General features: G+C 67.9%; 24 protein-coding genes. 18 read left to right on the top strand and 6 right to left on the bottom strand.

Features of this window, described 5'->3' with window-relative positions; translation table 11 throughout:
- Positions 1 to 42 precede the first annotated feature (42 nt).
- The gene (gene rpmB, locus GKZ92_RS15605) at positions 43 to 234 is read right to left on the bottom strand and encodes a 50S ribosomal protein L28 (protein ID WP_004023092.1); all 192 of its coding nucleotides are present in this window, start codon (positions 232 to 234) and stop codon (positions 43 to 45) included.
- Between the two features lie 277 nt (positions 235 to 511).
- Between rpmB and GKZ92_RS15600 the strand changes: the two genes are divergently transcribed.
- The 3 genes from GKZ92_RS15600 to GKZ92_RS15590 are packed head-to-tail and all read left to right on the top strand — an operon-like array spanning position 512 to position 5258.
- The gene (locus GKZ92_RS15600) at positions 512 to 2161 is read left to right on the top strand and encodes a DAK2 domain-containing protein (RefSeq protein ID WP_035751265.1); all 1650 of its coding nucleotides are present in this window, start codon (positions 512 to 514) and stop codon (positions 2159 to 2161) included.
- Positions 2158 to 4413, top strand: coding sequence for an ATP-dependent DNA helicase RecG (recG, locus tag GKZ92_RS15595; RefSeq protein WP_035751266.1), 2256 nt, complete (start codon positions 2158 to 2160; stop codon positions 4411 to 4413). The genes GKZ92_RS15600 and recG overlap by 4 nt, the downstream gene beginning before the upstream one ends.
- Positions 4414 to 4469: 56 nt before the next feature.
- Complete coding sequence (locus GKZ92_RS15590) at positions 4470 to 5258, top strand: HNH endonuclease family protein (RefSeq protein ID WP_035751268.1); 789 nt, start codon at positions 4470 to 4472, stop codon at positions 5256 to 5258.
- 6 nt (positions 5259 to 5264) lie between these two features.
- On the opposite strand, the gene GKZ92_RS15585 is transcribed toward GKZ92_RS15590, so the two are convergent.
- The 4 genes from GKZ92_RS15585 to GKZ92_RS15570 all read right to left on the bottom strand — a co-directional run bounded on the left by GKZ92_RS15585 (position 5265) and on the right by GKZ92_RS15570 (position 8789).
- Positions 5265 to 5435 (bottom strand): hypothetical protein, encoded by a 171-nt coding sequence (locus GKZ92_RS15585; RefSeq protein ID WP_230461813.1) that lies wholly within the window; start codon positions 5433 to 5435, stop codon positions 5265 to 5267.
- Between the two features lie 56 nt (positions 5436 to 5491).
- Positions 5492 to 6097 (bottom strand): mycothiol-dependent nitroreductase Rv2466c family protein, encoded by a 606-nt coding sequence (locus GKZ92_RS15580; protein WP_035751269.1) that lies wholly within the window; start codon positions 6095 to 6097, stop codon positions 5492 to 5494.
- A gap of 46 nt (positions 6098 to 6143) precedes the next feature.
- Positions 6144 to 6548, bottom strand: a complete 405-nt coding sequence (locus tag GKZ92_RS15575; RefSeq protein ID WP_006359353.1) for a DUF302 domain-containing protein — start codon at positions 6546 to 6548, stop codon at positions 6144 to 6146.
- Positions 6549 to 6626: 78 nt separating this feature from the next.
- A complete protein-coding gene (locus tag GKZ92_RS15570) occupies positions 6627 to 8789 on the bottom strand; it encodes an MMPL family transporter (RefSeq protein WP_006359352.1) in 2163 nt (720 codons plus the stop codon).
- Between the two features lie 179 nt (positions 8790 to 8968).
- On the opposite strand from GKZ92_RS15570, the gene GKZ92_RS15565 reads away from it, so the two are divergent.
- Positions 8969 to 9214: a metal-sensitive transcriptional regulator gene (locus tag GKZ92_RS15565; protein ID WP_035751379.1), complete on the top strand. Its 246-nt coding sequence runs from the start codon at positions 8969 to 8971 to the stop codon at positions 9212 to 9214.
- Between the two features lie 119 nt (positions 9215 to 9333).
- On the opposite strand, the gene GKZ92_RS15560 is transcribed toward GKZ92_RS15565, so the two are convergent.
- Entirely contained in the window at positions 9334 to 9570 is a 237-nt protein-coding gene (locus GKZ92_RS15560; protein WP_035751273.1) for a YgaP family membrane protein, read from the bottom strand.
- A 379-nt stretch (positions 9571 to 9949) separates the two neighbouring features.
- On the opposite strand from GKZ92_RS15560, the gene GKZ92_RS15555 reads away from it, so the two are divergent.
- The 14 genes from GKZ92_RS15555 to holA all read left to right on the top strand — a co-directional run bounded on the left by GKZ92_RS15555 (position 9950) and on the right by holA (position 23848).
- Positions 9950 to 11233: a glutamate-5-semialdehyde dehydrogenase gene (locus GKZ92_RS15555; protein ID WP_042376363.1), complete on the top strand. Its 1284-nt coding sequence runs from the start codon at positions 9950 to 9952 to the stop codon at positions 11231 to 11233.
- Positions 11233 to 12156 (top strand): AAA family ATPase, encoded by a 924-nt coding sequence (locus GKZ92_RS15550; protein ID WP_006359348.1) that lies wholly within the window; start codon positions 11233 to 11235, stop codon positions 12154 to 12156. Before GKZ92_RS15555 ends, GKZ92_RS15550 begins: the two co-directional genes overlap by 1 nt.
- Positions 12156 to 13550 carry a vWA domain-containing protein gene (locus GKZ92_RS15545; protein ID WP_035751279.1) on the top strand — a complete coding sequence of 465 codons (1395 nt, stop codon included), beginning with the start codon at positions 12156 to 12158 and terminating at the stop codon, positions 13548 to 13550. The genes GKZ92_RS15550 and GKZ92_RS15545 overlap by 1 nt, the downstream gene beginning before the upstream one ends.
- Before the next feature lie 30 nt (positions 13551 to 13580).
- Positions 13581 to 14270, top strand: coding sequence for a nicotinate-nucleotide adenylyltransferase (gene nadD, locus GKZ92_RS15540; RefSeq protein WP_035751281.1), 690 nt, complete (start codon positions 13581 to 13583; stop codon positions 14268 to 14270).
- A 21-nt stretch (positions 14271 to 14291) separates the two neighbouring features.
- Positions 14292 to 14654, top strand: a complete 363-nt coding sequence (rsfS, locus tag GKZ92_RS15535; protein WP_035751282.1) for a ribosome silencing factor — start codon at positions 14292 to 14294, stop codon at positions 14652 to 14654.
- The gene (locus tag GKZ92_RS15530) at positions 14651 to 15364 is read left to right on the top strand and encodes a histidine phosphatase family protein (protein ID WP_006359344.1); all 714 of its coding nucleotides are present in this window, start codon (positions 14651 to 14653) and stop codon (positions 15362 to 15364) included. Before rsfS ends, GKZ92_RS15530 begins: the two co-directional genes overlap by 4 nt.
- Positions 15365 to 15402: 38 nt before the next feature.
- Complete coding sequence (gene octT, locus GKZ92_RS15525; RefSeq protein WP_230461963.1) at positions 15403 to 16110, top strand: diglucosylglycerate octanoyltransferase; 708 nt, start codon at positions 15403 to 15405, stop codon at positions 16108 to 16110.
- A gap of 59 nt (positions 16111 to 16169) precedes the next feature.
- Positions 16170 to 17030 carry a DegV family protein gene (locus tag GKZ92_RS15520; protein ID WP_006359342.1) on the top strand — a complete coding sequence of 287 codons (861 nt, stop codon included), beginning with the start codon at positions 16170 to 16172 and terminating at the stop codon, positions 17028 to 17030.
- 121 nt (positions 17031 to 17151) lie between these two features.
- Positions 17152 to 18159, top strand: coding sequence for a ComEA family DNA-binding protein (locus tag GKZ92_RS15515; protein WP_075862974.1), 1008 nt, complete (start codon positions 17152 to 17154; stop codon positions 18157 to 18159).
- A 2-nt stretch (positions 18160 to 18161) separates the two neighbouring features.
- The gene (locus GKZ92_RS15510) at positions 18162 to 19544 is read left to right on the top strand and encodes a ComEC/Rec2 family competence protein (RefSeq protein ID WP_075862975.1); all 1383 of its coding nucleotides are present in this window, start codon (positions 18162 to 18164) and stop codon (positions 19542 to 19544) included.
- A 59-nt stretch (positions 19545 to 19603) separates the two neighbouring features.
- Complete coding sequence (locus GKZ92_RS15505) at positions 19604 to 20350, top strand: hypothetical protein (protein WP_075862976.1); 747 nt, start codon at positions 19604 to 19606, stop codon at positions 20348 to 20350.
- A complete protein-coding gene (gene mddA / locus GKZ92_RS15500; protein WP_075862977.1) occupies positions 20347 to 21192 on the top strand; it encodes a methanethiol S-methyltransferase in 846 nt (281 codons plus the stop codon). Before GKZ92_RS15505 ends, mddA begins: the two co-directional genes overlap by 4 nt.
- Before the next feature lie 23 nt (positions 21193 to 21215).
- Positions 21216 to 22772: an HD domain-containing phosphohydrolase gene (locus tag GKZ92_RS15495; protein WP_075862978.1), complete on the top strand. Its 1557-nt coding sequence runs from the start codon at positions 21216 to 21218 to the stop codon at positions 22770 to 22772.
- 107 nt (positions 22773 to 22879) lie between these two features.
- Positions 22880 to 23848, top strand: coding sequence for a DNA polymerase III subunit delta (holA, locus tag GKZ92_RS15490; protein ID WP_006359336.1), 969 nt, complete (start codon positions 22880 to 22882; stop codon positions 23846 to 23848).
- The last annotated feature ends 252 nt before the right edge of the window (positions 23849 to 24100 follow it).

Genomic DNA, 24100 nt, shown 5'->3' with positions numbered 1-24100 from the left:
TCTCGGAACCCCAAGTCACCCGCGTGGCGGGTGACGCGGAGGTCAGACAGCTGCGGTCTTGCCGGCCTTCAGGCAGGAGGTGCAGACGTTCTTACGCTTGCGGTTGCCCGGGGCGACCTCGACGCGAACAGACTGGATGTTCGGGTTCCAGCGGCGGTTGGTACGGCGGTGCGAGTGAGACACCGACTTGCCGAAGCCCGGGCCCTTGCCGCAAATGTCGCAGACGGCAGCCATCGTCGAACTCCCTTGATAGATGAATATGGTCTGGTGGTCAGCCTCTCGGATCGGCACCACCGGAAGGTGTGCGCGTGGACCGAAAGGCAACCCTGCAAGGATAACCAGCTCGGGTGGGCGTGACCAAATCCGGGTCGGACCGCCTCGCCTCGTGGTGCGGAGGTCCCCGGACCGTCGGGGACGCCGAGTAACCTGACACACATCCTTCCGGCAGGTCCCGTCGGCCCGCGACCCAGCCCCGTCGTATGCCCACGTCAGAGCGAGAAAGAGTCACCGCGTGATCGCCCGTACAATCAACCCGCAGCTGCTGCGCGACTGGGCCCGTGTCTGTGTCGACCAGCTCGAGGAGTTCCGCGGTGAGATCAACGACCTCAACGTCTTCCCGATCCCGGATTCGGACACCGGCAGCAACATGCTCTTCACCATGCGTGCTGCCGCGGAGGCTGCCGATGCGACATCGGATGAGGCGTCGTTGCCGCAGGTCGCGCGCGCGATGGCCGACGGAGCGGTGGCGCAGGCCCGCGGAAACTCGGGCATCATCCTGTCGCAGGTCCTCGTCGGCCTGGCCGACGGTGCGGAGATCCTCGGCGACACCGACTCCTTGACCTTCGGTGATCTGGCGTCGCTCGGCCTACGGCTGGGATCACTGGCCGCGACCCGTGCGGTCAGCGAACCCCGCGAGGGCACGGTGCTCACACTGGTGCGGGTGGCCGCCGAGTCGGCCGCGGCGCATGAGAAGGAGACCGCCGCCGACATCGTCCGGGCCATCGCCGACGACTGTGCCGAGGCGCTCGAACGCACACCGGAGCAGTTGTCGGTACTCGCCTCCGCCGGTGTCGTCGACGCCGGCGGTCGCGGCTTCCTGGTGATCGCCGACGCGATGGTCCGGGTGATCACCGGCGTGGCCCACCGCCGGCGCCGCTATCGGGGCATCCTCACCGACAGCGCGACCCTCGGACACGGCGTCGACGACTCGTGCGTGGAGAGCAGCGACCAGGACTTCGAGGTCATGTATCTGCTCGACGGCGCGGCCGGTGACCAGATCGCCCGGCTCCGCGAACGGCTGGACGAACTCGGCGACGCCGTGGTCATCGTCGGCGACAGTTCGAGCCGCGAGGATGAGCGCTTCTCCGTTCACGTGCACACCTGCGAACCCGGTGCCGCCGTGGAGGCCGGCGCGGGACTGGGGCGGTTGTCGGATGTCCGCATCAGTTGTTTCGCGCTGGATGCCATTCGCGCACAGTCTGATTCGAATGAGCCCCCGCCCAAGCACAAGCGTGCGGTGGTTGCGGTCGCATCTGGTGAGGGGGCCGCCGACCTCTTCGCCGAGGCCGGGGCGACCGTACTCCGCGCCGACGACGGGCTGACCGCACACGCGTTGGGGCAGGCGATCCGCGACACCGACAGTGCGCATGTGGTCGTGATGGCCAACGGCGCATTGAGTTCTCAGGATCTCGTCACCGTCACCACCGAGGTGCGTTCGACACGACGGTCGGTCCTGATGCTCCCGACGTCGTCGATGACCCAGTGCCTGGCCGCGCTCGCGGTGCACGACCCGAGCGAGATCCCCGACGTCGACGCCTACGCGATGGCGGAGGCCGCCGCCGGTGCGCGGTGGGGATCGCTGCAACTCGCAACCACCAAGATGATGACGCTGGCCGGGATGTCGGAGGTCGGGGATGTCCTGGGACTCATCGGCGACGACGTCCTGGTGGTGGCGCCCGATCAGACCTCCGCGGGGACCGCGCTCATCGACCTGATGCTCGCGACCGGTGGTGAACTCGTGACCGTGCTCGCCGGTACCGACGTCGACGAGGAGGCGCTCGAGGCCGTCGGCGAGCAGATGCGGCGTAACTACCCGGGCATCGAGCTCGCGGTCTATCGGACCGGGCAGCGCAGCGACCTGCTGCAGGTGGGTGTGGAGTGAACGAACTGGCACTGGCGGATTCGCTGTCCGACGCCCTCGGGTCCAAGCCCGCCGACAAGCTCGCGGGACTCGGCGTGACCACGGTCGGGGAGCTGCTGCGCTACACCCCGCGTCGGTACATCCGTCGTGGTCTCGTGGCCGACCACCAACGACCCGAACCGGGCGAGTGGCTCACCATCGTCGGCCGGATCACCAAGTCCGACCTGATCCAGATGAAGAGTCGCCGTGGCCAGTTCCTGAAGGTCAAGGTCACCGACGACAACGAGGTCTACGAGGCGAGCTTCTTCAACCCGAAGTTCATCCGACATCAGCTGCGCCCCGGTGCCCGGGTGATGATGGCCGGCACGGTCAAGTACTTCCGCGAGCAGATCCAGCTGTCGCATCCGGAGTGGATGATCCTGCCCGACGGCGATCCCGAGATCGAGGACCACGTCGTCGGCTCCAAGATGCTGACCGAGATGTACGCCGTCGAGGAGGAGATCGCGAAAGAGGAGGGTGCTCACCCTCTCGTCGCGATGTTCGACCGCGAGATCCTACCGATGTACCCGGCCACCAAAGAGGTTCAGACCTGGGACATCCTGGGTGCGGTCCGGCGGGTCCTGGACCACTGCGCGCCGATCCCCGACGCCTTGACCGATGCGCAGCGTCGGGAGCGGGGGCTCGTCTCGACCGACGAGGCGATCCGCAAGATCCATCTGCCCGACTCCGAGGACGACGTGAAAGTCGCCTCGCATCGGCTGAAGTTCGATGAGGCGCTGGCGATTCAGACGGTGCTCGCGCAACGACGCCTCGCAGGTCGCAGCGAATCGGCGCCGCCGTGCCCGCACGTGCCCGGCGGTCTCGAGGACAAGTTGCGCGAACGTCTGCCGTTCACGCTCACCGAGGGCCAGGTCGCGGTCGGGGAAGAGCTGGCCGAGGACCTCGCGCTCGCGCAACCGATGTCCCGGCTGCTGCAGGGTGAGGTGGGTTCCGGTAAGACCCTCGTCTCGCTCCTCGCGATGCTGCGGGTCGTCGACAACGGATACCAGTGCGCGATCCTCGCACCCACCGAAGTGCTTGCCGCCCAGCATCACCGGACGATGAAGAAGATGCTCGGTGACCTCGCCGAGGGCGGCGAGTTGACCGCGGCCGACGGGGCGACCCGCATCGCCCTGCTGACCGGGTCGATGAAGACCAAGGGGCGGCGCGAGACGCTGCTCGACGTGGTGACCGGCACCGCGGGCATCGTCATCGGCACCCATGCCCTGCTGGAGGAGAAGGTCGAGTTCTTCGACCTCGGCCTCGTCGTGATCGACGAACAGCACCGGTTCGGCGTCGAACAGCGTGACGTGTTGCGCAACAAGGGCCGTGACGGTCGGATCCCGCACTTCCTGGTGATGACCGCGACGCCGATCCCGCGCACCGTCGCGATGACCGCTTTCGGCGACCTCGAGACGTCTGTCCTGCGCGAGCTGCCCCGCGGGCGCCAGCCCATCTCGACCTCGGTCGTGCCGATGGGTCGGCAGAACTGGGTCGACCGGGTGTGGTCGCGTGCCAACGAGGAGATCGACGCCGGCCGCCAGGTCTACGTGGTCTGCTCGCGCATCGGCGACGACGACTCGCCGGAACCCGAACCCGGCCCCGACGGCGAGAAGGGACCGAAGACGACCTCGGTGGTCGAGCAGTACGAGGCCCTTGTGGCCGGTCCGTTCGCGCATCGCCGGGTCGAGATGCTGCACGGCCGTCTGGCGCCGGAGGAGAAGGCGGAGATCATGGACGCGTTCGGTCGCGGCGAGGTCGATGTCCTGGTGTCCACCACCGTCATCGAGGTCGGTGTGGACGTGCCCAACGCGACTACGATGGTCATCGTCGACGCGGAGCGATTCGGTGTCAGTCAGCTCCATCAGCTGCGCGGTCGCGTCGGCCGTGGCCAGCATGCCGGGCTGTGTCTGCTGATGACCAACAGCAACGAGATCTCCCAGTCGATGCAGCGTCTGCGCGCGGTCGCCGGGTCGAACGACGGCTTCGAACTCGCCCGCGTCGACCTCGAACAACGCCGCGAGGGCGACCTGCTCGGTTCGCTGCAGTCCGGTGTCAACACCTCGCTGCGGTTCCTGTCGCTGCTCGAGGACGTCGAGGTGATCGAAGATGCCCGCGGACTCGCGGAGGACGTCGTGGGCGAGGACATCACGCTGTTGCACCACAGCCCGCTGGCCGATCTCGTCGACGGGATTCTGGTCCCGCAGAAAATCGCGTATCTCGACAAGTCCTGACCGGCGGTCGCTACCCGCTTGTGGAACCGTGCGGGACCGCATTACGTCAAAGTCCCATGGTCCTTCACGAGGCGACGTTCCGTTCGCCGACGCTGCGGCGGTTGCGTATGCGTCTGCGGTGGATCGGCCGGAACGGTTCGGCATCCGGGTCGTGGTCGGCGAGGCAGTGGTGGTTGCTGGTCTTCGCGGTGGTCACGGCGATCGTGGTCGCGGTGGGGTCGGGTGGCTTCGGTCCGCGCCCCGACACCGACCCGCGGGTGCGGGCCACGGCGCGAGAAGCACTGGCGCGCTTGGCGTCCATCCCCGTGTACGCGCAGCGTCCGGACCGCGACGACTACGACCGGAGGGCGTTCGGCTCGGCGTGGACGGATGCGGTGGCCGTGGCCGGCGGTGGCAACGGATGCGACACCCGCAACGACATCCTGGCCCGCGATCTGCAGGACATCCGGGCCGGACCGGTCCCGAGTTGCCCGAGAGCGGTTGTCGCCGGGGAGTTCCGGAGTCCGTACAGCGGCGAGTTCGTTGTGTTCCGTCGTGACCGTGGGGCGTCGACCGTGCAGATCGATCACATCGTGCCGCTGGCCTACGCCTGGGACATGGGCGCGTGGTCGTGGGAATTCGGCCGACGACTCGAGTTCGCGAACGATCCGGCCAACCTGGTCGCCGTCGACGGGGCGTCGAATCAGGACAAGAGTGACTCGGAACCGGCGCGCTGGATGCCGCCGGCGCGCGGGTTCTGGTGTCAGTACGCGATCCAGTTCGTGACCGTCAGCGTGACATACGGTTTGACGATCGACGTGGAGTCACGGGAGGTGCTCGCCGACGCGCTCCGTTGCGCCGGTTGACGTGATTCAGGCGGTTTCGCCACCGGATGCGTTGTGCAGCAGATTCAATCCCACGACGCCGACCAGGATGAGTAAGATGCACCCGAGACGGGCGAGTCCGGCGGGTTCGCGGAGGAACAGCTTGCCGTAGAGGGCGGTTCGGCACGTCCGACACTCCTCACCAACCCGGCTCCACACTCGTTCGTCACCCTAAGTGCGGCCGGGCCGGTCCGCTGGCCGAGCGCTCGACCAGGTCAGGCCGAGAACGTCGGTCGCCCACCCGTGGGACGCTTGAGCTGCGAGAACGCTGAGGTGGCACCGATTGTGGTGATCGCGGAGTAGAGCGCCTGCGCCTCGTCGCCGGTAGGGATGTCGGAGAGCACCGGGCCGAAGAAGTGGGTGCCGTTGATGCCGGTGATGGGGCTGCCGCCGGTCTCTCCCAGTGCTTCCTGGCTCCGCTGGTGCGCTGTTCCCAGTGTGTCGTCCCACGAGTCGTCGTCCATGGCGTCGGCCAATTCGGGAGGGAGCCCGGCCTCGGCGAGGATCTCGGCGACCACAGCGGGGGTCATCTCATCACCGGCGTGGTGGATGCGGCGGCCCATCGCTGTGTAGAGCGGCTCAACCGAATCGGCGCCGTTCTTCGCGATGGCGGCCATGAAGACCCGGCCGAGACGGCGCGAGGTGTCCCATTGCCGGCGCTGCTGGTCCGACGCGGGCTCCCGATCCTCGTTCAGGACGGCCAGGCTCATCACGTGCCAGGCGACGGTGTCATCGTGTCTCTCGGCCTGGTCGGTGAGCCATCGCGATGCGGCCCATGCGAAGGGGCACACGGGATCGAAGTAGAAGTCGAAGCGGGTCATGACAACTCCTGTCGTGTCAGGGGATTCTTTTCCGGGGTCGTCGGGGTCAGGACTGATCCGACAGGGCGTCGATCGCGGCCTGCAGCTTCGTGGCGGCGTCGCGCGCGACGGACTCGAGGTCGGGCTCTCCCGAGACCTGAACCATCAGAGCCGGATTCATCGCCTCCACGAGTGTCGTGCCGGGGTGGTCCGGGTCCGACCGGACGACGACATTGCACGGCAACAACAATCCGATCTGACGTTGGACCCCGAGTGCTCGGTGGGCCAGAGGCGGATTGCAGGCGCCCAGGATCAGGTACGGCTCCATGTCCTCGTCGAGCTTCTTCTTCAGGGTGGCCTGGACATCGATCTCGGTGAGGACGCCGAAACCCTGGTCGGCGAGCGCGGCGCGCGTGCGTTCGACCGCTTCGTCGAAGGGGACGCTCATCGTGGTGCTGAGTGCGAGTGACATTGTCTTCCTTTCATATCGGCCCCGTCCCGGGCCACACGGGTTGTCATCCGTTGGCCCGGGACGGAACCGGTTCGGGGGTCAGTGCGCGAAGCTGATCTTCGGGAGGACGCGACGCAACCAGGCGGGTGACCACCATGCGGCGCGGCCCGTGATCCGCAGCATTGCCGGAAGCAGGGTGAGGCGGATCAGAACGGCATCCAGCAGGACGGCGACACCGAGGATGATGCCCATCTCCTTCGGGGGGAGAGGTTCGGCCAGGGCGAAGGTGAAGAACACCGCCACCATGACCGCTGCCGCGGCGAAGATGATCCGGCCGGAATGGGCCATCCCGTCGACCTGGGCACTTGTTGCGCTGTCGGACCGCTCGAAGTGTTCCTTCGTGGTGGCGAGCAGGAAGACCGTGTAGTCCATCGCGATCGCGAAGATCATCGCGAAGAAGAACACCGGTCCCCACCCGTCGAGGAAGCCCTGGGGTGTGAAGCCCAACAGGTCCGCGAGGTGGCCGTCCTGGAAGATGAGCTTTGCCACGCCGAAGGCAGCTGCCGTCGACAACAGGCTGACCACGGTGCCGATCAGGGCGATCAGCGGTGCCTGCAGCGAGACCAGGAGCAACACGAAGCCCAGGATGAGGATGACGGCGACGACCAGCGGGAAGTAGTCGTTCAGGGCCTGCTGGAGGTCGAGGTTCTCGGTGGGTGCGCCACCGACCAGTGCATCGCTCGGCAGGGCGCCGCGCAGGTCGTCGACGATCGTGCCCATCTGCTCATCGGACGGGTCGACTGACGGAAGTGCCTGCATGAGAACGTAATCGGAGCCGTCAGCGGCGGGCATCGGAGGGGTCACCATCTCGATCCCCGGCGACTTGGAGGCGATCGCGGCGGTCTGCTGCGCCTCGCCGGCGGGTGCGACGATCTGCAGCATGCCGGGTGCGCCCTCGCCCATCTGTGACTGGACGAGTTCGTAGCCCTGACGCACCGGCGCGTCCTCGGGGACGACGGTGATCGACGGCATCGCGACCTTCAGGCCGAACACCGGGATCGACAGCGCGATGAGAACAGCGAGGGAGCCGGCGGCCACCGTCCAGGGGTGACGGTGCAGGAAGAGTCCCCAGCGGGCGAACACGGGTGAACGGTGTTGCTGGCGGCGGGCATACGGCAACGACACCGCATTGACCCGGGGACCCAGCTTGCCCAGTGCGGCGGGCAGCAAGGTCAGGGTGGCGGCCAGGACGAAGACGACGGCGAGCATGATGCCCACGGCCATCGTGCGCACCGCGGGTGCGGGAACCAGCAGCACCGCCGACAGGCTCACCAGGACGGTGATGCCGGAGAGCAACACCGCTTTTCCTGCGGTGTCCATGGTTTCGGCGACCGCGGCACGCATGTCGTCGGCGTGGCCGCGGATCGCATCGCGGAAGCGCGACACGATGAACAGTGCGTAGTCGATGCCCAGGGCCAGGGCGAACATCATGGCGAAGTTGATGGCCCACACGGAGATCGGGGTGACCTGGTTGAGGAGGACCAGTCCGCCCGCGGATGCGACGAGTCCGGCGATGGTCAGCAGCAGAGGGAGTCCGGCAGCGACGAGCGATCCGAAGGCGAGCACCATGATGGTCAGGGTGACGGGCCAGGAGAACAGTTCGGCCTTGATCATCGCGTCGTGATTGGCCTTGTTGAAGTCACTCCACAACGCCGACGCGCCGGTCGGATAGACCTCGACGCCGTTGCCGGACAGACCGGTCAGCTCGTCTTTGTGTTCGTCGACCGCCCGCACCATGTCGTCGGTGTTGGCGGCAGCGCCGATGAGGACGATGCCGGTGTGACCGTCGGGGCTGATGGACATCCCCGGTTGTGGTGGCACGACCTGGGCGAATCGGTCATCGGTCGCCGCGAGTTCGGTGATCTGTCCGACGACGGCCTGGACCGTGGGGCTCTCGACGCGGTCACGGTCGGAGTGGACGACCACCTGGACCGCCGCCGAGGAGTTTCCGCCGAAGTGTTGCTGGGCCAGCTCGCGGACCTGGACGGACTCGGACCCGTTGGCCTGCCATCCGGCGCCGGCGAGGGAGGAGAACACCGAGGGTGCCGCCGCTCCCAGGACCACCAGGAGCAGGACCCAGACGCCGAAAACCCAACGGGCGCGACCCGCCATCGTCGCGCCCCAGCGTCCGAGGAGCCCGGCTGTGGGACCCGAGGTATCAGGTGCTGCTTCGTCTTCGGACAAGGCCGAATTCGACGACATGAGAATCCTTTCGTTTTATACCCCTAGGGGTATCCAATCTGGCGTCGAACATACCCCTGGGGGTATCCTTGGGTCAAGGGGCCGATATCGATCGGTTGCGGAAACGGCGGAATGCCGAGACAGGAGAGGTCGGAGTGACCAGTGATGTGAGGGTCCGTGCGGCCGTCGACGACGAGGCTATGGGTGCTGTCCTGAATCGGCTTCGACGCGCTCAGGGCCAGCTTGCGGGCGTGATCGCCATGATCGAGGCGGGTCGGGACTGCACGGACGTGGTCACGCAGCTCGCAGCGGTGTCACGAGCTCTGGATCGTGCCGGCTTCAAGATCGTGGCGTCCGGGATGCGGCAGTGCGTCGAGGCTGTGGACGGTGAGCGGGCCCCGCTGTCGGAGGCGGAGCTGGAGAAGTTGTTCCTCGCCCTGGCATGAGGGGCGGGCCCGGACGCCCGCCGGGTGACGGTTACGGGAACGGAAGAGGGGGGCCGAGGAATCGGCCCTCCCTCTTCGATGATCGTCGGATGGGTGTTCGCGGGTCGGGTGCTGGGCCCTCAGCGTGGACATGAGGCGCGCGGGAGTCCGGCCTTCGCCATGAGCAGGCTGGCCGGGCACCACCCGACCGCGCTGTAGAGCAGCAGATTTGCGGCCACGAAGAGGGTGAGCACGGTCCACCACGGGGACACCGTCAGCACGAGGATGACGCTGACCGTCACCATCACGCCCGCAAGCGCGGGCACCATCCGCTCCACGGTCAATCGGGGCTGGTGGGTCTCGGTTGTGGGGGTCATGGGTTCTTCTTTCTGTTCCGGGGTCGTCTGACTGTCAAGGGACGATAACTCTGACCAATATACCCCCTGGGGTATAGTTACGGCGAGTGCAGACGAAAGGACTCTCAGAACATGTGTCAACCGGTGACCTGTAGAACGTGTGGCAAGACCACCTGGTCGGGCTGTGGTCGTCATGTCGACGCCCTCAAGCGCCGCGTCCCCGACTCCCAGTGGTGCGACGGGCACGCGAAAGAGTCGTCCCGACGCTCGAAGTGGTGGTCCCGCGCCTGACCGGACCGGATCTCTTTGGGGACGTGCGCGGCCCGGCGCTACTCTTGAGAACGGCATATCTCCCGCGACGACCTCGTCGCGGCGACCACCCGCGAAGTCGAGGAAGTTGATGAGCGCACCCACCGCAGAGCCCTCCGTCGCAACAGGCGAGTCCGACACCGAGAAGGTCGTCCTCGGACTCGCCAGAGCTGCGAAATCGGCATCCCGCTCGCTGGGTGGACTGACGACAGCGGACAAGAATGACATCCTGCTCGCGGCAGCCGACGCCATCGAGGCCGCCACGGAGACGATCCTCGCGGCCAACGCCGAGGACATCAAGCGCGCCGAGGAGGCGGACACCGAGGCGAGCCTGCTCGATCGTCTCCGTCTCGATGCAGCCCGGGTCGTCGGCATCGCGAACGGTCTGCGGCAGGTCTCGGTCCTGCCCGACCCCATCGGTGAGGTCGTCGCCGGCAAGACCCTGCCCAACGGACTCCAGCTCCGACAGCTCCGGGTTCCCCTCGGTGTCGTCGGCATCGTCTACGAGGCGCGTCCCAACGTCACGGTCGACGCGTTCGGCATCGCCTTCAAGTCGGGCAACGCGGTGCTGCTCCGCGGATCGTCGTCGGCTCGGTCGTCGAACGCCGAACTCGTCCGCATCCTGCGGGAGACCCTGTCCTCCAAGGGACTCAGCGCCGACGCGGTGTCGTTGCTGCCCAGCGAAGATCGCTCGAGCGTCACCGCACTCATCCGCGCCCGCGGGCTCGTCGACGTCGTGATCCCGCGTGGCGGTGCCGGACTCATCGAGGCCGTCGTCTCCAACGCGACCGTCCCGACCATCGAGACCGGCGTCGGCAACTGCCACGTCTACGTGCACGCGCTCGCCGACCTCGACGTCGCCGTCCGCGTCATCCTCAACTCCAAGACGCGCCGGCCGAGTGTCTGCAACACCGCCGAGACCGTCCTCGTCGACAAGGCCGTCGCCGCAGACGCGCTGCCCCGGATCACCCAGGTGTTGCAGTCCCAGGGCGTCGTCATCCACGGCGACGAACCCGGCATGGAACCGGCCACCGAGGACGACTGGTACAAGGAGTACCTGTCGATGGACATCGCGCTGAAGGTCGTCGACGATCTCGACGCCGCGGTCTCGCACATCGACACCTACGGCACCGGGCACACCGAGGCGATCATCACCACCGACCTCGCGGCCGCGGACGAGTTCACCCGCCGCGTCGACGCCGCCGCCGTCATGGTCAACGCCTCCACCGCCTTCACCGACGGCGAGCAGTTCGGGTTCGGCGCCGAGATCGGCATCTCCACCCAGAAGCTGCACGCGCGCGGCCCGATGGGCCTGCCCGAACTGACCTCCACCAAGTGGCTGGTCTGGGGCAACGGCCACGTTCGGCCGGCCTGATGACGACCCCTGCCGAGTACACCGCCTCCGGACCGCAGGTCGTCCCGTCGTTCACGTCGGTCGACGACGTCGTCTCGAAGCTGCGTGAGACCGGCTACCTCGCCGACGACGCCACCGCGACGTCGACCTTCCTCGCCGACCGGCTCGGCAAGCCGCTGCTGGTCGAGGGGCCCGCCGGTGTCGGCAAGACCGAACTGGCCAAGTCGATCGCCGCGGCCACGGACGCCGAACTCGTCCGCCTGCAGTGCTACGAGGGCATCGACGAGGCGCGGGCACTCTACGAGTGGAACCACGCCAAGCAGATCCTGCACATCCAGTCCACCGGCAACCGCGCCTGGGAAGAGGCGAAGACCGACATCTTCTCCGACGAGTTCCTGCTGCCGCGTCCGCTGCTGAAGGCGATCTCGCGCGAGGGCCCGACCGTGCTGCTGATCGACGAGGTCGACAAGGCCGACGTCGACATGGAAGGTCTGCTCCTCGAGGTCCTCAGCGACTTCGCGATCACCATCCCCGAGATGGGAACGGTTGCCGCGCAGCGTCGCCCGATCGTGTTGCTCACCTCGAATGCCACCCGTGAACTGTCCGAGGCGCTCAAGCGTCGTTGTCTGTACCTCTACATCGACTTTCCCGACGCCGAGCGGGAGAAGGAGATCCTCGCATCGCGGGTACCGAATCTGTCGGCGTCGCTGAGCGCGGAGCTGGTGCGCATCGTCGGCGTGCTGCGGACGCTGGACATCCGCAAGAAGCCGTCGGTGGCCGAGACGATCGACTGGGCCAACACCTTGCTCGCACTCGGTGCGGGTGAGCAGGCCGACACCAAGCGCGGCGGCCTCGACGACGGCCTCATCGCGCGCACGCTCGGTGTGGTGCTCAAGCACCGGCCCGATCTGAAGACGGCTCTCAAAGAACTCAAGCTGGGCTGATGACGACTCCGCTCGTCGCGCACCTCACCGACTTCGTCGACGAGCTGCGCCGTCGCGGGATCGTCGTCGGGCCGTCGGCCCTGATCGACGCGGCGAGCGCGATGGAGGTCCTCGACCTGTTGGAGCGCTCCCGCCTCCGCGAGGGTCTGGCGACGACGCTGCTCGTCGACAATTCGCATCGCGGGGTCTTCGACCGCGTCTTCGATCTGTGGTTCCCGGTGGGCGCGGGGATGCGCACCATCACCGAGGACCTGCCGCGCGACGAGGACGGCAACCTCGACGTCGAGGCGGTACGGGACGCGCTCGCGGAGATGCTGGCCGACGACTCGGCGGCCGGTGACGGTCGACTCGAGCAGGCGATTGCGATGATCGTCGACGAGCTGGGACGCTATGGCTCGACGAAGGGTGAGGCCTTCTCGGCTTACCAAGCGATCTCCGCGGTGAGCCCGCAGACGCTGATCGCCAAGATCGCCGCGGCGATGGCCGGGGACGGCGAGGGCGACGCGGGCCGGCCGGGCACGGAGCCGCTGTACCGGCAGGCCGCCCGGCAGAAGGCCGCCGATCTGCGGGCCGCGATCGAACGCGAGACGCAGCGTCGGATGGCCGACCGCAACGGCCGTGACAAGGTCGGCGCGTACGCGGTGCCGCCGCTGCCGGAGAACGTCAACTTCCTGTCCGCGGGCGCCAAGGAGCAGGTGGAGATCCGCAAGACCATCGAGCCGCTGGCCCGGCTGCTCGCGGCGAAGCTCGAGACGCGACGACGCCGGGCCCATCGCGGTGCGGTGGACGTGCGCAAGACCCTGCGTGCGTCGATGTCCACCGGCGGTGTCCCGATCGAACTCAGTCACCGCAAGCCGCGTCCCGGCCGCCCGGAGCTGATCATCATCTGCGACGTGTCGGGGTCGGTCGCCGGGTTCAGCCAGTTCACCCTGCGACTGGTGTACGCACTCCGGCAACAGTTCTCGAAGGTGCGGGTGTTCGCGTTCGTCGACACCGTCGACGAGGTGACCGAGTTCTTCGACCACGGCGAAGAGGACTTCGGTGCGGCGATGCACCACATGATCTCGACCGCACGGATCTCGACGCGCGACGGGCATTCGGATTACGGGAACATGCTCGCCGGCTTCGTGGGCGACTATGCGGAGACGCTGACGCATCGGGGAGCGCTGCTGGTCCTCGGCGACGGCCGTAACAACTATCACGATGCGCACGTCGATGCGCTCGCCGAACTCGTCGAACGTGCCCGTCACGCCTACTGGTTGAATCCCGAGGCGAAGGAGCATTGGGGGACCGGTGACTCGGCCGCCACCGATTACGCGGAGGTCATCGACATGTTCGAATGCCGCAATGCGACGCAGCTCGGCACGGTCATCGCCGACCTGCTGCCGATCTGAGCGCGGCGTCACCGCGTAGACTGACCGTCCATGTCAACCGACCGCCATCGTGCGCGCCGCATCGGCGTGATGGGTGGCACGTTCGACCCGATCCACAACGGGCACCTGGTGGCGGCGAGCGAGGTCGCTCATCGCTTCGAACTGGATGAGGTGATCTTCGTCCCGACCGGGCGCCCGTGGCAGAAGCTGGGCGAGCACACGACGGTGAGTCCGCCCGAGGACCGGTACCTGATGACGGTCATCGCGACGGCGTCGAATCCGCAGTTCAGCGTGAGTCGCGTTGACATCGACCGGGACGGCGACACCTACACCGTCGACACGTTGCGCGATCTGCGGAAGCAACTGCCGGACGCGCAGCTGTACTTCATCACCGGCGCCGATGCGCTGGAGTCGATCCTGTCCTGGCAGGATTGGGAGGAATTGTTCGACCTCGCTCGCTTCGTGGGCGTGAGCCGGCCCGGCTACGAGCTCGACGCCACCCATCTGGCCCAGCATCTCGCGCAGATGCCGGACGACACGCTGCACCTGCTGGAGATCCCGGCGCTGGCGATCTCGTCGACCGAATGCCGCACACGTGCGGCGCAGGGTCGTCCGGTCTGGTACCTGGTGCCCGACGGCGTCGTGCAGTACATCGCGAAGAGGAAGCTGTATCGTGCGCCTCGGGCGTCGTCGCCCGGGGTGTCCGCGCCGGGAGCGGAGCGAGCGGGTGTCGAGCCCTGAGGGAATTTCGAGAGGACTTGTGTGACTGCGTCAGCTGAAGCGTTGGAGATGGCCAAGGTGGCTGCTCTGGCGGCCGCGGAGAAGCTCGCCCATGAGGTGACGGTGATCGATGTGTCGGAACAGTTGGTGATCACCGACGCCTTCGTCATCGCGTCGGCGGACAACGAGCGACAGGTCAATTCGATCGTCGACGAGGTCGAGGAGAAGTTGCGCGAGGCCGGGCACAAGCCGCTGCGTCGCGAGGGCACCCGTGAGGGGCGTTGGGCGCTGCTCGATTACGCCGAGATCGTCGTGCACATCCAGCACACCGACGAGCGCCGCTTCTACGCGCTGGAGAGTCTGTGGAAGGACTGCCCGGTCGTCGAGGTCGAAGGACTTACGTGAGCGGGGGTCCCGACACCCACGACACTTCGGTCGAGCGTCTGACCCCGGTCGTCCGGCGGCTGATCCTGTTGCGCCACGGGCAGACCGAGTACAACGCGGGCAGCCGTATGCAGGGCCAGCTCGACACCGACCTCTCCGAGCTGGGTGTGCGGCAGGCGAATTCGGCCGCGAACGAACTGGCGAAGCGGCAACCGCTGGTGATCTGGTCGTCGGACCTGAAGCGTGCCCGCGACACCGCGGAGGCTCTCGCACAGCGGACCGGCCTTCCGGTGACAACCGATGTGCGCCTTCGTGAGACGCATCTCGGCGAGTGGCAGGGTCTGACGCATCTCGACGTCGACGAGGTCATGCCGGGCGCACGGGCGGTGTGGCGCGACGACGCGACCTGGACGCCGCCGGGTGGCGAGAGCCGCGTCGACGTGGCGAGGCGCTCCACTCCGCTGGTCGACGAGCTGATCGAGCAGTTGCCGGACTGGGGTGTCGGCGACAATCCCGAGGCGCCGGTGGTGCTGGTGGCCCATGGTGGGGTCATCGCGGCGATGACCGCGGCGCTCCTCGGTCTGCCGGTGGACAACTGGCCGGTCTTCGGTGGTCTCGCGAACACCAGCTGGGTGCAGCTGTCGGGCCATGGTGTGCCCGGCGACCTTCCGCGGTGGCGGCTCGACGTGTGGAACGCGTCGGCCGAGGACTCGGACCCCGCCGTTCAGTGACCGACGTGAACGGCGGCGCCCCCTCGGGAGAGCGCTGCATGATGGTCCTGTCCGATTCGCTGGCCTACTACGGTCCGGTCGGCGGGCTGCCCGCGAACGATCCGCGGATCTGGCCGTCACTCGTCGGCGCCGACGTGGACCTGCCGGTGAAGCTGTTCGGCCGGATCGGCTGGACGAGCCGCGACGTCTGGTGGGCGCTGACCCAGGACCCGAACATCTGGGCCACCGTGCCGCACACCGATGTCGTCGTGCTGGCGTTCGGCGGCATGGACACGTTGCCCTCGCCGCTGCCGACCGCGCTGCGCGAGCAGATTCGCTACGTGCGACCGAATCGGCTGCGGCAGTTGGTGCGTGACGCGTACTCGTGGGTGCAACCCCGTGGCGCGCGTCTGGGGTGGCCGCTGGCGTTGCCGCCGAAGGTGACCGTCGAATATCTCGAGAAGATCCATGAGGCCCTCTCACAGCTCCGTCCGGATCTGCCGATCGTCGTGTGCCTCCCGCCGACGCACAGCAGCCCGTATTACGGCCATGTCCACACGGGCCGAATTCCGACGACGGCGGCGATGGCGCGGTGGGCGGAGCAGCACGGGTTGCCCTGCGTCGACTTCTATCCGGTGACGCGGGACGCCTTCGAGGATCCGGCGGCGGCGATGAACCCGGACGGCATCCACTGGGGCTTCTCCTGCCATCGTCAGATCGCCGATCTGGTGACGCCCGTGGTCGAGAAGAGTCGGGCGAACACGTAGTCGACGGACGTCGCGACTCCCATGTGAGGTCCGACCGGTGAACCGGCTAACGTAGACGGGTGCCTGTCGTCGTCGTCACAGATTCGTCGTCTCGGTTACCGGAGTCGGTCACCGAGCACTACGGGATCCGGCAGGTCCCGCTACATGTCACGATCGAGGACAAGGACTACCGCGAGGGCGTCGACTACATCCCGGAGGATGTGGTGTCGACACCGGGCGTGACCACCTCGGGTGCCAATCCGAGTGAACTGACGGAGTACTTCGAGTCGGCACTCGAAGCGAGCGAAGGTGCCGGCGTGGTGGCGGTGCACATGTCGCGAAAGCTGTCCGGCACGTGGAGCTCGGCGCGGCTGGCAGCCGAGAAGTTCTCCGGGCAGGTCCGCATCGTCGACTCCCGATCCGTCGGTCTCGCAGTGGGTTTCACCGCCATCGGGGCGGCGCAGGCGGCCGCGAACGGCGCCGACCGGGATCGCGTGTACGAGTCCGCGATCCGGCAGGCCGCGACCGTCGACTCGCTGCTGTGCGTCCAGCAGCTCGACAACCTGCGCCAGAGCGGCCGGATCTCCGCCGCCGGCAGGCTCTTCGGTTCGGCACTGTCGATCAAGCCGATCCTGCACATGGTCGACGGCACGCTCCAGCTCAAGGAACGTCACCGCACCTTCTCCAAGGCGCTCGACAAGATGGTCGACGCGGCGGTCGAATCCGCAGGAGGACGCGCGGTCACGGTCGGCGTCCAGCACTGCGAGACCCCGGACGTCGCGGCGGAAGTCCTCGCCACGCTGCGCAACCGTCTACGGATGGTGACCTCCGAGCTGACCGTCGACCTCGGACCGATCCTCGGCTCCCATGTGGGTCCCGGATCGGTCGGTATCGTCATCGCCTCGCACCTCGACCCGATCGAAGGGCTCGAGGAGAGCTGAGCGCGGTCCGGTCGGGACCTGAATCGGGAATCGGTGCACAGTCTGGTTGCTGTCCACAGATCTCTCGGCTGCGCGCCGGGCCACGTCGATTCGGCACTGAACCGCCCTAGCGTGTGGCGCCATGAGCGCATCAGGACGGCGGAATCCGCTGGACCGTCTGGGACCGGTCGTCGAGCCGCCGGCTCGTCGGGATCTGTCTCCGGCCGCTGCCGAATCCGACCCGCCGCCCGGTGTCGGTGACCCGGGCGCGGCTGTCGCAGTCGAGGAGCCCGCGCATCCCGGTTGGGGGATCGGCGGGATGCCGACGTGGCTGGATGCGCCGCCGTCGCCGTCGCCGTCGCCACCGCGGCGTGGTCGGGTCGGGCGATTCGACGACGTGCTCGACCCGGACGCCGACTCTCCGGGCGGGGACTGGGACGAGGACGACGACCCTGTTGCACGCCGACGCTTTGCCGTGGCACCGCCCGCGGCGATCGCGCTGATCGCGGTCGGGGTGATCGCCTGCGTCGTGGCGGGATTCGGACTGTTCCGCGGAACGGATACGACGCCGGTGGTGGACTTCGGTGCACCCGGACCGTCGTCGACGTCAGAGGTGTCGGCGCCGACTGCCGCGCAACCGAGTACGACGCCGGCGCAGTTGGTCGTGAGTGTCGTCGGCCTCGTGAACAAACCCGGACTGGTTCGTCTGGCTCCCGGAGCACGGGTCGCGGAGGCGATCGAACAGGCCGGTGGCGCCCGTAAGGGTGCGGATCTGTTGTCGCTGAATCTTGCTCAGGTCCTGCGCGATGGCGATCAGGTCCTCGTGGGCTACGCCGGTGGTGAGGGGCAGATGTCGATGCGCAGTGCGGTGGTCGGTGCGGAAGGTGCTGCGCCGGCGCCCGGTCCCTCGGCGGGCCCGGGCAGTCCGCCACCGGCGTCGTCGGCGGCGGAGGCCGGCGGTCGGGTCAACCTGAACACGGCGACCGAGACCGAACTGGATGCGCTGCCCGGGGTCGGGCCGGTGACGGCGAAGGCGATCCTCGACTGGCGAGAACGCAACGGCCGCTTCATGTCTGTGGGTCAGCTCGCCGAGGTGGACGGGATCGGTCCGGCGCGGCTGGCCAGACTTCGTGACCTCGTGACGGTCTGAGGATGGACTTTCGGCTGCTGGTGCCGGCGGTGGTGGTGTGGTCGGTGACGGCGTGCGGTCTGATGGCCCCCGTTGGTGTCGGCGTCGGCATGGCGATCGTCGCGTCACTGGTGGCCGTCGTCGGTGTGGTCGGTTCCCGCCGGTTCGGCTGGGAGTTGGTGGGGCTCGTCGTCGTGGGAGCCGGTCTGGCCGCCGCTTGTGCGGCATCGCTCGCGCTCCGGCAGGAGGCGCGCGCCGACCACCCGCTGGCACACGTGTCGGGCAAGGCGACGGCGGTCATGACCCTGCGCAGCGATCCGACCCCGATCGGACCGGCGAGGCAGGGGCGGATTCGCGTACGCGTAGGCGTCGAACAGATTGGCGGTCAGCGGGTTACGTCCGCGCCCGCGGACCTGCGTGCCGCGGCGCGGGCATGGTCGGGGTTGCTGCCCGGCCAACGGGTTGTCGCGGTCGTGAAGGTACGGCCACCGCCGAGCCGAACGCTCCTCGTCGCATCGCTGACCGCCTCGACTCCGAAGCTGATCGGCGGCCCGCCCGCGTATCAGCGAGTCGCCGGATCGATCCGGCAACGCCTGCAGCTGGTGGCCACCCGCGGCCTCGATCCGGAGGCCGCGGGTCTGCTGCCGGGTCTGGTGCTCGGCGACGAGAGTGGCGTGCACGAGGATCTGCGCGACGACTTCCGCGCCGCCGGACTGAGCCATCTCACGGCGGTGTCCGGGGCGAACTTCGCGATCGTCTGCGGCGCTGCGCTTCTCATCGTCCGGAGCATCGGGGTGCCACCGCGTGCCGCGGCGGTCGTCGGGCTGGTGGTGATCCTCGGATTCGTGATGCTCGTCCGACCCACGCCGAGCGTGTTGCGGGCAGCGCTGATGGGTGCGGTCGGGGTGCTGGCGCTGTTCGCGTCGCGTCGGTCGCAGTCGATGCCGGCTCTCGGGGCCGCGGTGATCGGTGGTCTCCTGTGGTGGCCGGAACTCGCTCTGCAACCAGGCTTCGCGCTGTCGGTGGCGGCCACCTGCGCCATCGTGCTGTGGGCACCGCGGCTGCGGGATCGGTTGCGGGGGTGGCGGTGTCCACCGGGGTTGGCGGAGGTGATCGCAATGGCGGTCACCGCGCAAGTCGTCACCGCTCCGATCGTCGTGCTGGTCACCGGTCAGCTGTCGGTGGTCGGGATCGTCGCCAATCTGCTCGTCGCGCCCGTCGTCGCGGTCATCAGTGTGGTCGGTACCGTTGCTGCCCTCGTGGGTGCGATCGGTCCACCGGATGGGGTCGGCGCGGGGATCGCGGAACTGTTGGTCCGTGCGCTGGGGCCGGAACTGTGGTGGATGATCTGGTGCGCGCACACCCTCGGCGGTCCGGGGTGGGCCAGTGTCGAGGTGTTCGGGTGAGGAGAAGTTGAGGCAGATGCCCCACGCGGGTGAGGCGGGTCGCGGACGACGCTGGGGTCATGAACACACATACACCCCGAGAAGTCGTCACCGAAGCCCGCGCTCACCCACGGCTCGCCGACGGCGATGACGAGCGATTCGCCGGGTACGGCGTCATGGGCCTGCCGTTTGCGTCGAGCCACTATCTGGCCCTGCGCGACATGGTCGCCAGTTCCATCGGACCCGCGTATCGGTCCGTCTGGCATCGAGATCCGCACGGCCTCTGGACGCTTTACACCACAACCGAGCCGGACCAGAGTTGCCCACGCTACTTCGGCGCGGGCGCGACCACACGGCGCGTTCCGTCGATCAATGTCGGATGGGCCGACGACCAGACGTTCGAGGTGACGATGGGCGACACGCTCCGCTGGACGGTGGAGCTGGCCTCGTCACCGGCGACCCGGCTGATGACCACGCTGAGCGGTGCGACGCCCACCGCAGCGTGGCGCAGCCGGACCATGCTGCACGCCGTCGGGCCGATGGCGACGCTCATGCTGCGCGCCGGCCGAATCCGCATGTGCGCCCGGACCCCCAACGGGCCGCAGTTCCGCGGGACACCGCTGTACGTCTGGCGCGTCGCCGACAGCCGGGCGTGGCTGGACGGTGAGACTTTCGGTTCTCCCGCACCACTCGACGAACAGATCAGCATCGGCGACATCCCCCTCCCGCAACGCGGACTGTTCTTCGTCGGCCGATCGGCTTTCGATGCACCCGACGCCGCAAACGACACCACGCACGCCTTCACCGACACAGGAGTACAGACATGACCACGATGGAATCGCCGTCGCCAACGGACACCGCCCCGGCGGCAACCCTTCTCACCCGCACCGTCTACCTCGCCTATGGGGTGACTGCCTACGTCGCCTTCCTGGTGGTGTTCCTGTGGGCGATCGCGTTCGTCGAGAACGCCTCGATCGTCATCGGCGGCGTCGATATCGTGCCGCGGACCATCGATCGTGGCGGGCCGTCGACGGGGGTCGTGGCGGCGGTGGTGGTCGACCTCGGACTGCTGACGCTGTTCGCCGCGCAGCACAGCGTCATGGCGCGCGACGGGTTCAAACGTCGGTGGACGCGCATCGTGCCCCAGCCGATCGAGCGCAGCACCTACGTCCTGGCGGCGACCGCGTGCCTGGCAGCTCTGCTCTGGTGGTGGCATCCGATCACCACCACCGTGTGGGACGTCTCCACATCGGCCTTGCGGTGGGTCCTCGTCGCGGCGTCGTTGTTCGGCTGGGTCCTCGTCCTGACCTCGACGTTCCACATCAACCACTTCGACCTGTTCGGTCTGCGACAGGTGGTCGCCAACGCGCGTCGGCGGCCGCTCCCGCCGTATCGGTTCATCACACCCCTCTGGTACGGAATCGTGCGACACCCGATCTACCTGGGCTTCGTCATCGCGTTCTGGGTGGCCCCGACGATGACCGCCGGACATCTTCTGTTCGCCTGCGCGACAACGGGATACATCTTCATCGGTATCCACTTGGAGGAACGGGATCTGATCCGGGACTTCGGGAACGACTATGTCGAGTATCGGCGTCGCGTCCCGATGCTGGTGCCCGGGCTGCGTGCGCGTCGAGCGTCGGGGCCGGCGCACGCGCGAGTCGCCTGACACCCGAGGCGATGAGCGCGACAATGAACGTCATGAGCCCGCAAAGGGTGCTTCCGCGTCGAGTCGAGGTGCTGGCCGGCCTGTCCGTCGCCATCGACCTCGGACTCGGTCAGCCAGCCGAGCACATGCTGCGGTCGGCGGTCATCGCCACGCGATTGGCGCGCCGGCTGGGGCTCGACCGATCGCAACAGGACACCGTCTACTACGCGACGCTCGTGATGTGGATCGGCTGTCACGCCGACTCCGCCGAGTACGCGCGCTGGTTCGGCGACGACATCGCGGTGCGCCGCGACGCCTATCTCGTCGACTGGTCGGGACTTCCGTATCTGCGTTTCCTCATCGGCAATCTCGTTCGCGGAGAATCACTTCCGCATCGGATGAAGATCATGGCCGAACTCTTCCGGGATTCGCGCGGCAATATCGCGGCACTCGTGCACTCGCACTGCCTGTCGGCGGCTGCGCTGGCCGGCCACATCGGACTGGGTCCCGACGTCGAGCAGGCGATCACCTACACGTTCGAGCGCTTCGACGGGGGAGGGCTTCCCGGCGGGGTGTCCGGTGTGGAGATCCCGATCGAGATGCGGGTGGCACAACTGGCCGACATGGCCGAGGTCCACCAGCGCACGTATGGCGTCGACGGAGCGGTCGCGATGGCGCGGAGCCGGCGGGGAGGGCACTTCGATCCCGACGTCGTCGATGCCTTCGTCGACGATCCCGCGACTCTCTTCCCGGCTGACTCCGACGATCCGTGGGAGCTGGCGTTGGCGATCGCGCCGGATGCCGAGCTCCGTCTCGACGATCCGGGACTGGACCATCTGCTGCTCGCCATCGGAGATTTCGTCGACCTGAAATGTCCCTTCGCGCTGGGGCATTCACGCGGAGTGTCGGCGCTGGCCGAATCGGCTGCGGGGCACCTCGGTGTCGAACGATCGGACATCGACGCGACTCGTCGTGCGGGGTGGCTTCATGACGTCGGGCGAATCGGGGTGTCGAATCAGATCTGGTCGAAGGCCGGGGACCTCACCGCGGCGGAGTGGGAGCGCGTCCGCATGCACCCGTATCTCACCGACCGCGTCCTCACGCGCATCCCGGGTCTCCGGGACGTGGCACGCATCGCCCGGACCCACCACGAGCACCTCGACGGGACCGGCTATCCACTGGGACTCAACGGACCGGCGCTCGGGCAGCCGGAGCGTATTCTCGCTGCCGCAGTCACGTATCGGTCGGCGGTCGAACCCCGGCCGTACCGGGCGGCGATGTCGACGGACGAGGCGGTCGCACGGCTCGAGCGCCGCGCCCATCGCGGTGAACTCGACGCCGACTGCGTCGAGGCCGTTCTCGCCGCCGCCGGACACGCGCGGACCCGGGCGCGGCACAGCGACGCGTTGACGCGGCGGGAGCGGGAGATCCTCGGACTCGTCGCGCGTGGGCTGTCCAACCGGGACATCGCGTCGAAGCTCGTTCTGAGCGAGAAGACGGTGCGCAATCATGTCGAGCGGACGTATACGAAGATCGGGGCGTCGAATCGGGTGGGCGCCAGCCTGTACGCGCTGGAGAACGGGCTCGCGGGGTCGTCGTAGGTCCGTGGTCTGAGAACCGCCCGGCACGGGCCGGGCCGCACGCACGACGCCGGGACCGCCGCCGTAGTCCCCGCAGCCATGTCGGCCCGATCTGGCACGATGAGCACGTGACCGATCGCCTGCACCTGCTCCTCGGAGACGACGACTTCCTGACCGGCCGGGTGATCTCCGCGGTGGCGGAGGCGACGTCGAAGGAGGCGGGCACACCGGTCCCGGTGACCCGGGTGCGTGCGGGTGACGTCAGCGAACACGAGCTCGCCGAGTTGCTGAGCCCGTCACTGTTCGCCGAGGAACGCATCGTCGTCGTCGAGTCTGCTGCCGAAGCCGGTAAGGAGCCGGCGGCGCTCATCGCGACGACGGCCACGTCGCTGCCCGAGGGCATCACGCTGATGGTGATCCACTCCGGTGGGGGACGCGCGAAGTCGATGGTTCCGGCGTTGAAGAAGGCCGGCGCCGTCGAGCACGCGACCACCGCGCCGAAGTGGGCATCGGACCGGATGACCTTTGTCCGCAACGAGTTCCGCTCACTCGGTGTGAAGGTCAGCGCCGACGTCGTCGAGCAGGTCGTCGAGAGTGTCGGTTCCGAACTGCGTGAGCTCGCTGCCGCATGCGCCCAGCTCGTCGCCGACACCGGCGGCAAGGTGAACCGCGAGAGCGTGCAGCTGTACTACCAGGGCCGGTCCGAGGTGACCGGCTTCGAGGTCGCCGACAAAGCAGTCCTGGGGGACCGGGCCGGAGCACTCGAGTCGCTCGCCTGGGCGCTGCACCACGGAGTGCCGCGCGTACTCCTGGCCGACGCCCTCGCCGAAGCCGTCCACGCCATCGCCCGCATCCGGCCGATGGGGTCGATCGACCACTTCGCCGCCGCCTCCGAACTCGGCATGCCGCCGAACCGGGTCAAGAGCGTGCAGGCGAAGGCCAAGGCATGGGACTCGGAGTCGATCGCCCGCGCGGTCGGGGTGGTCGCGAAACTCAACGGCGATGTCAAGGGACAGGCCGCCGATGCCGACTACGCACTGACCTACGCCGTCGCCGCGGTTGCAGATCTCCGGCCGGACGGGCGTCGTCGGAACTGAGTCGGCAGTAGGTATCGGCTACTGCCGACTGGCCGAGTCTCGGTCAGCGGATCGGCGTCGAAACTCGTCCCCCTGACGCGATAGCGGGGGCAATGTGCCCTCGGGCGCCAGTCACGGGGACGACTTCTCACCCAGGCGAGGGGAGCGACTCAACCGCGCGCGGCCGGGCGGACGGTGTCTCTCAGCAGAGAAGAACGACGATCACCCCGGCAACCGCGTGGATGCTACCGGGGTGATCGTGAGTATGAACAT

The organism is Gordonia sp. 135, assembly GCF_009720185.1.
In the GTDB taxonomy this organism is placed as follows: Bacteria; Actinomycetota; Actinomycetes; order Mycobacteriales; family Mycobacteriaceae; genus Gordonia; species Gordonia alkanivorans.
This window is presented reverse-complemented; position numbering and strand designations above follow the sequence as displayed.

Bases quoted from the DNA above. Each gene is read 5' to 3' on its own strand.
- GKZ92_RS15550 (WP_006359348.1), top strand. From the start codon at position 11,233: ATGACGACCCCTGCCGAGTACACCGCCTCCGGACCGCAGGTCGTCCCG.
- GKZ92_RS15515 (WP_075862974.1), top strand. From the start codon at position 17,152: ATGAGCGCATCAGGACGGCGGAATCCGCTGGACCGTCTGGGACCGGTC.
- octT (WP_230461963.1), top strand. From the start codon at position 15,403: ATGATGGTCCTGTCCGATTCGCTGGCCTACTACGGTCCGGTCGGCGGG.
- GKZ92_RS15570 (WP_006359352.1), bottom strand. From the start codon at position 8,789: ATGTCGTCGAATTCGGCCTTGTCCGAAGACGAAGCAGCACCTGATACC.
- GKZ92_RS15555 (WP_042376363.1), top strand. From the start codon at position 9,950: ATGAGCGCACCCACCGCAGAGCCCTCCGTCGCAACAGGCGAGTCCGAC.
- GKZ92_RS15510 (WP_075862975.1), top strand. From the start codon at position 18,162: ATGGACTTTCGGCTGCTGGTGCCGGCGGTGGTGGTGTGGTCGGTGACG.
- nadD (WP_035751281.1), top strand. From the start codon at position 13,581: ATGTCAACCGACCGCCATCGTGCGCGCCGCATCGGCGTGATGGGTGGC.
- GKZ92_RS15505 (WP_075862976.1), top strand. From the start codon at position 19,604: ATGAACACACATACACCCCGAGAAGTCGTCACCGAAGCCCGCGCTCAC.
- GKZ92_RS15560 (WP_035751273.1), bottom strand. From the start codon at position 9,570: ATGACCCCCACAACCGAGACCCACCAGCCCCGATTGACCGTGGAGCGG.
- rpmB (WP_004023092.1), bottom strand. From the start codon at position 234: ATGGCTGCCGTCTGCGACATTTGCGGCAAGGGCCCGGGCTTCGGCAAG.
- GKZ92_RS15565 (WP_035751379.1), top strand. From the start codon at position 8,969: ATGGGTGCTGTCCTGAATCGGCTTCGACGCGCTCAGGGCCAGCTTGCG.
- GKZ92_RS15495 (WP_075862978.1), top strand. From the start codon at position 21,216: ATGAACGTCATGAGCCCGCAAAGGGTGCTTCCGCGTCGAGTCGAGGTG.
- GKZ92_RS15545 (WP_035751279.1), top strand. From the start codon at position 12,156: ATGACGACTCCGCTCGTCGCGCACCTCACCGACTTCGTCGACGAGCTG.
- GKZ92_RS15590 (WP_035751268.1), top strand. From the start codon at position 4,470: ATGGTCCTTCACGAGGCGACGTTCCGTTCGCCGACGCTGCGGCGGTTG.
- GKZ92_RS15575 (WP_006359353.1), bottom strand. From the start codon at position 6,548: ATGTCACTCGCACTCAGCACCACGATGAGCGTCCCCTTCGACGAAGCG.
- GKZ92_RS15580 (WP_035751269.1), bottom strand. From the start codon at position 6,097: ATGACCCGCTTCGACTTCTACTTCGATCCCGTGTGCCCCTTCGCATGG.
- mddA (WP_075862977.1), top strand. From the start codon at position 20,347: ATGACCACGATGGAATCGCCGTCGCCAACGGACACCGCCCCGGCGGCA.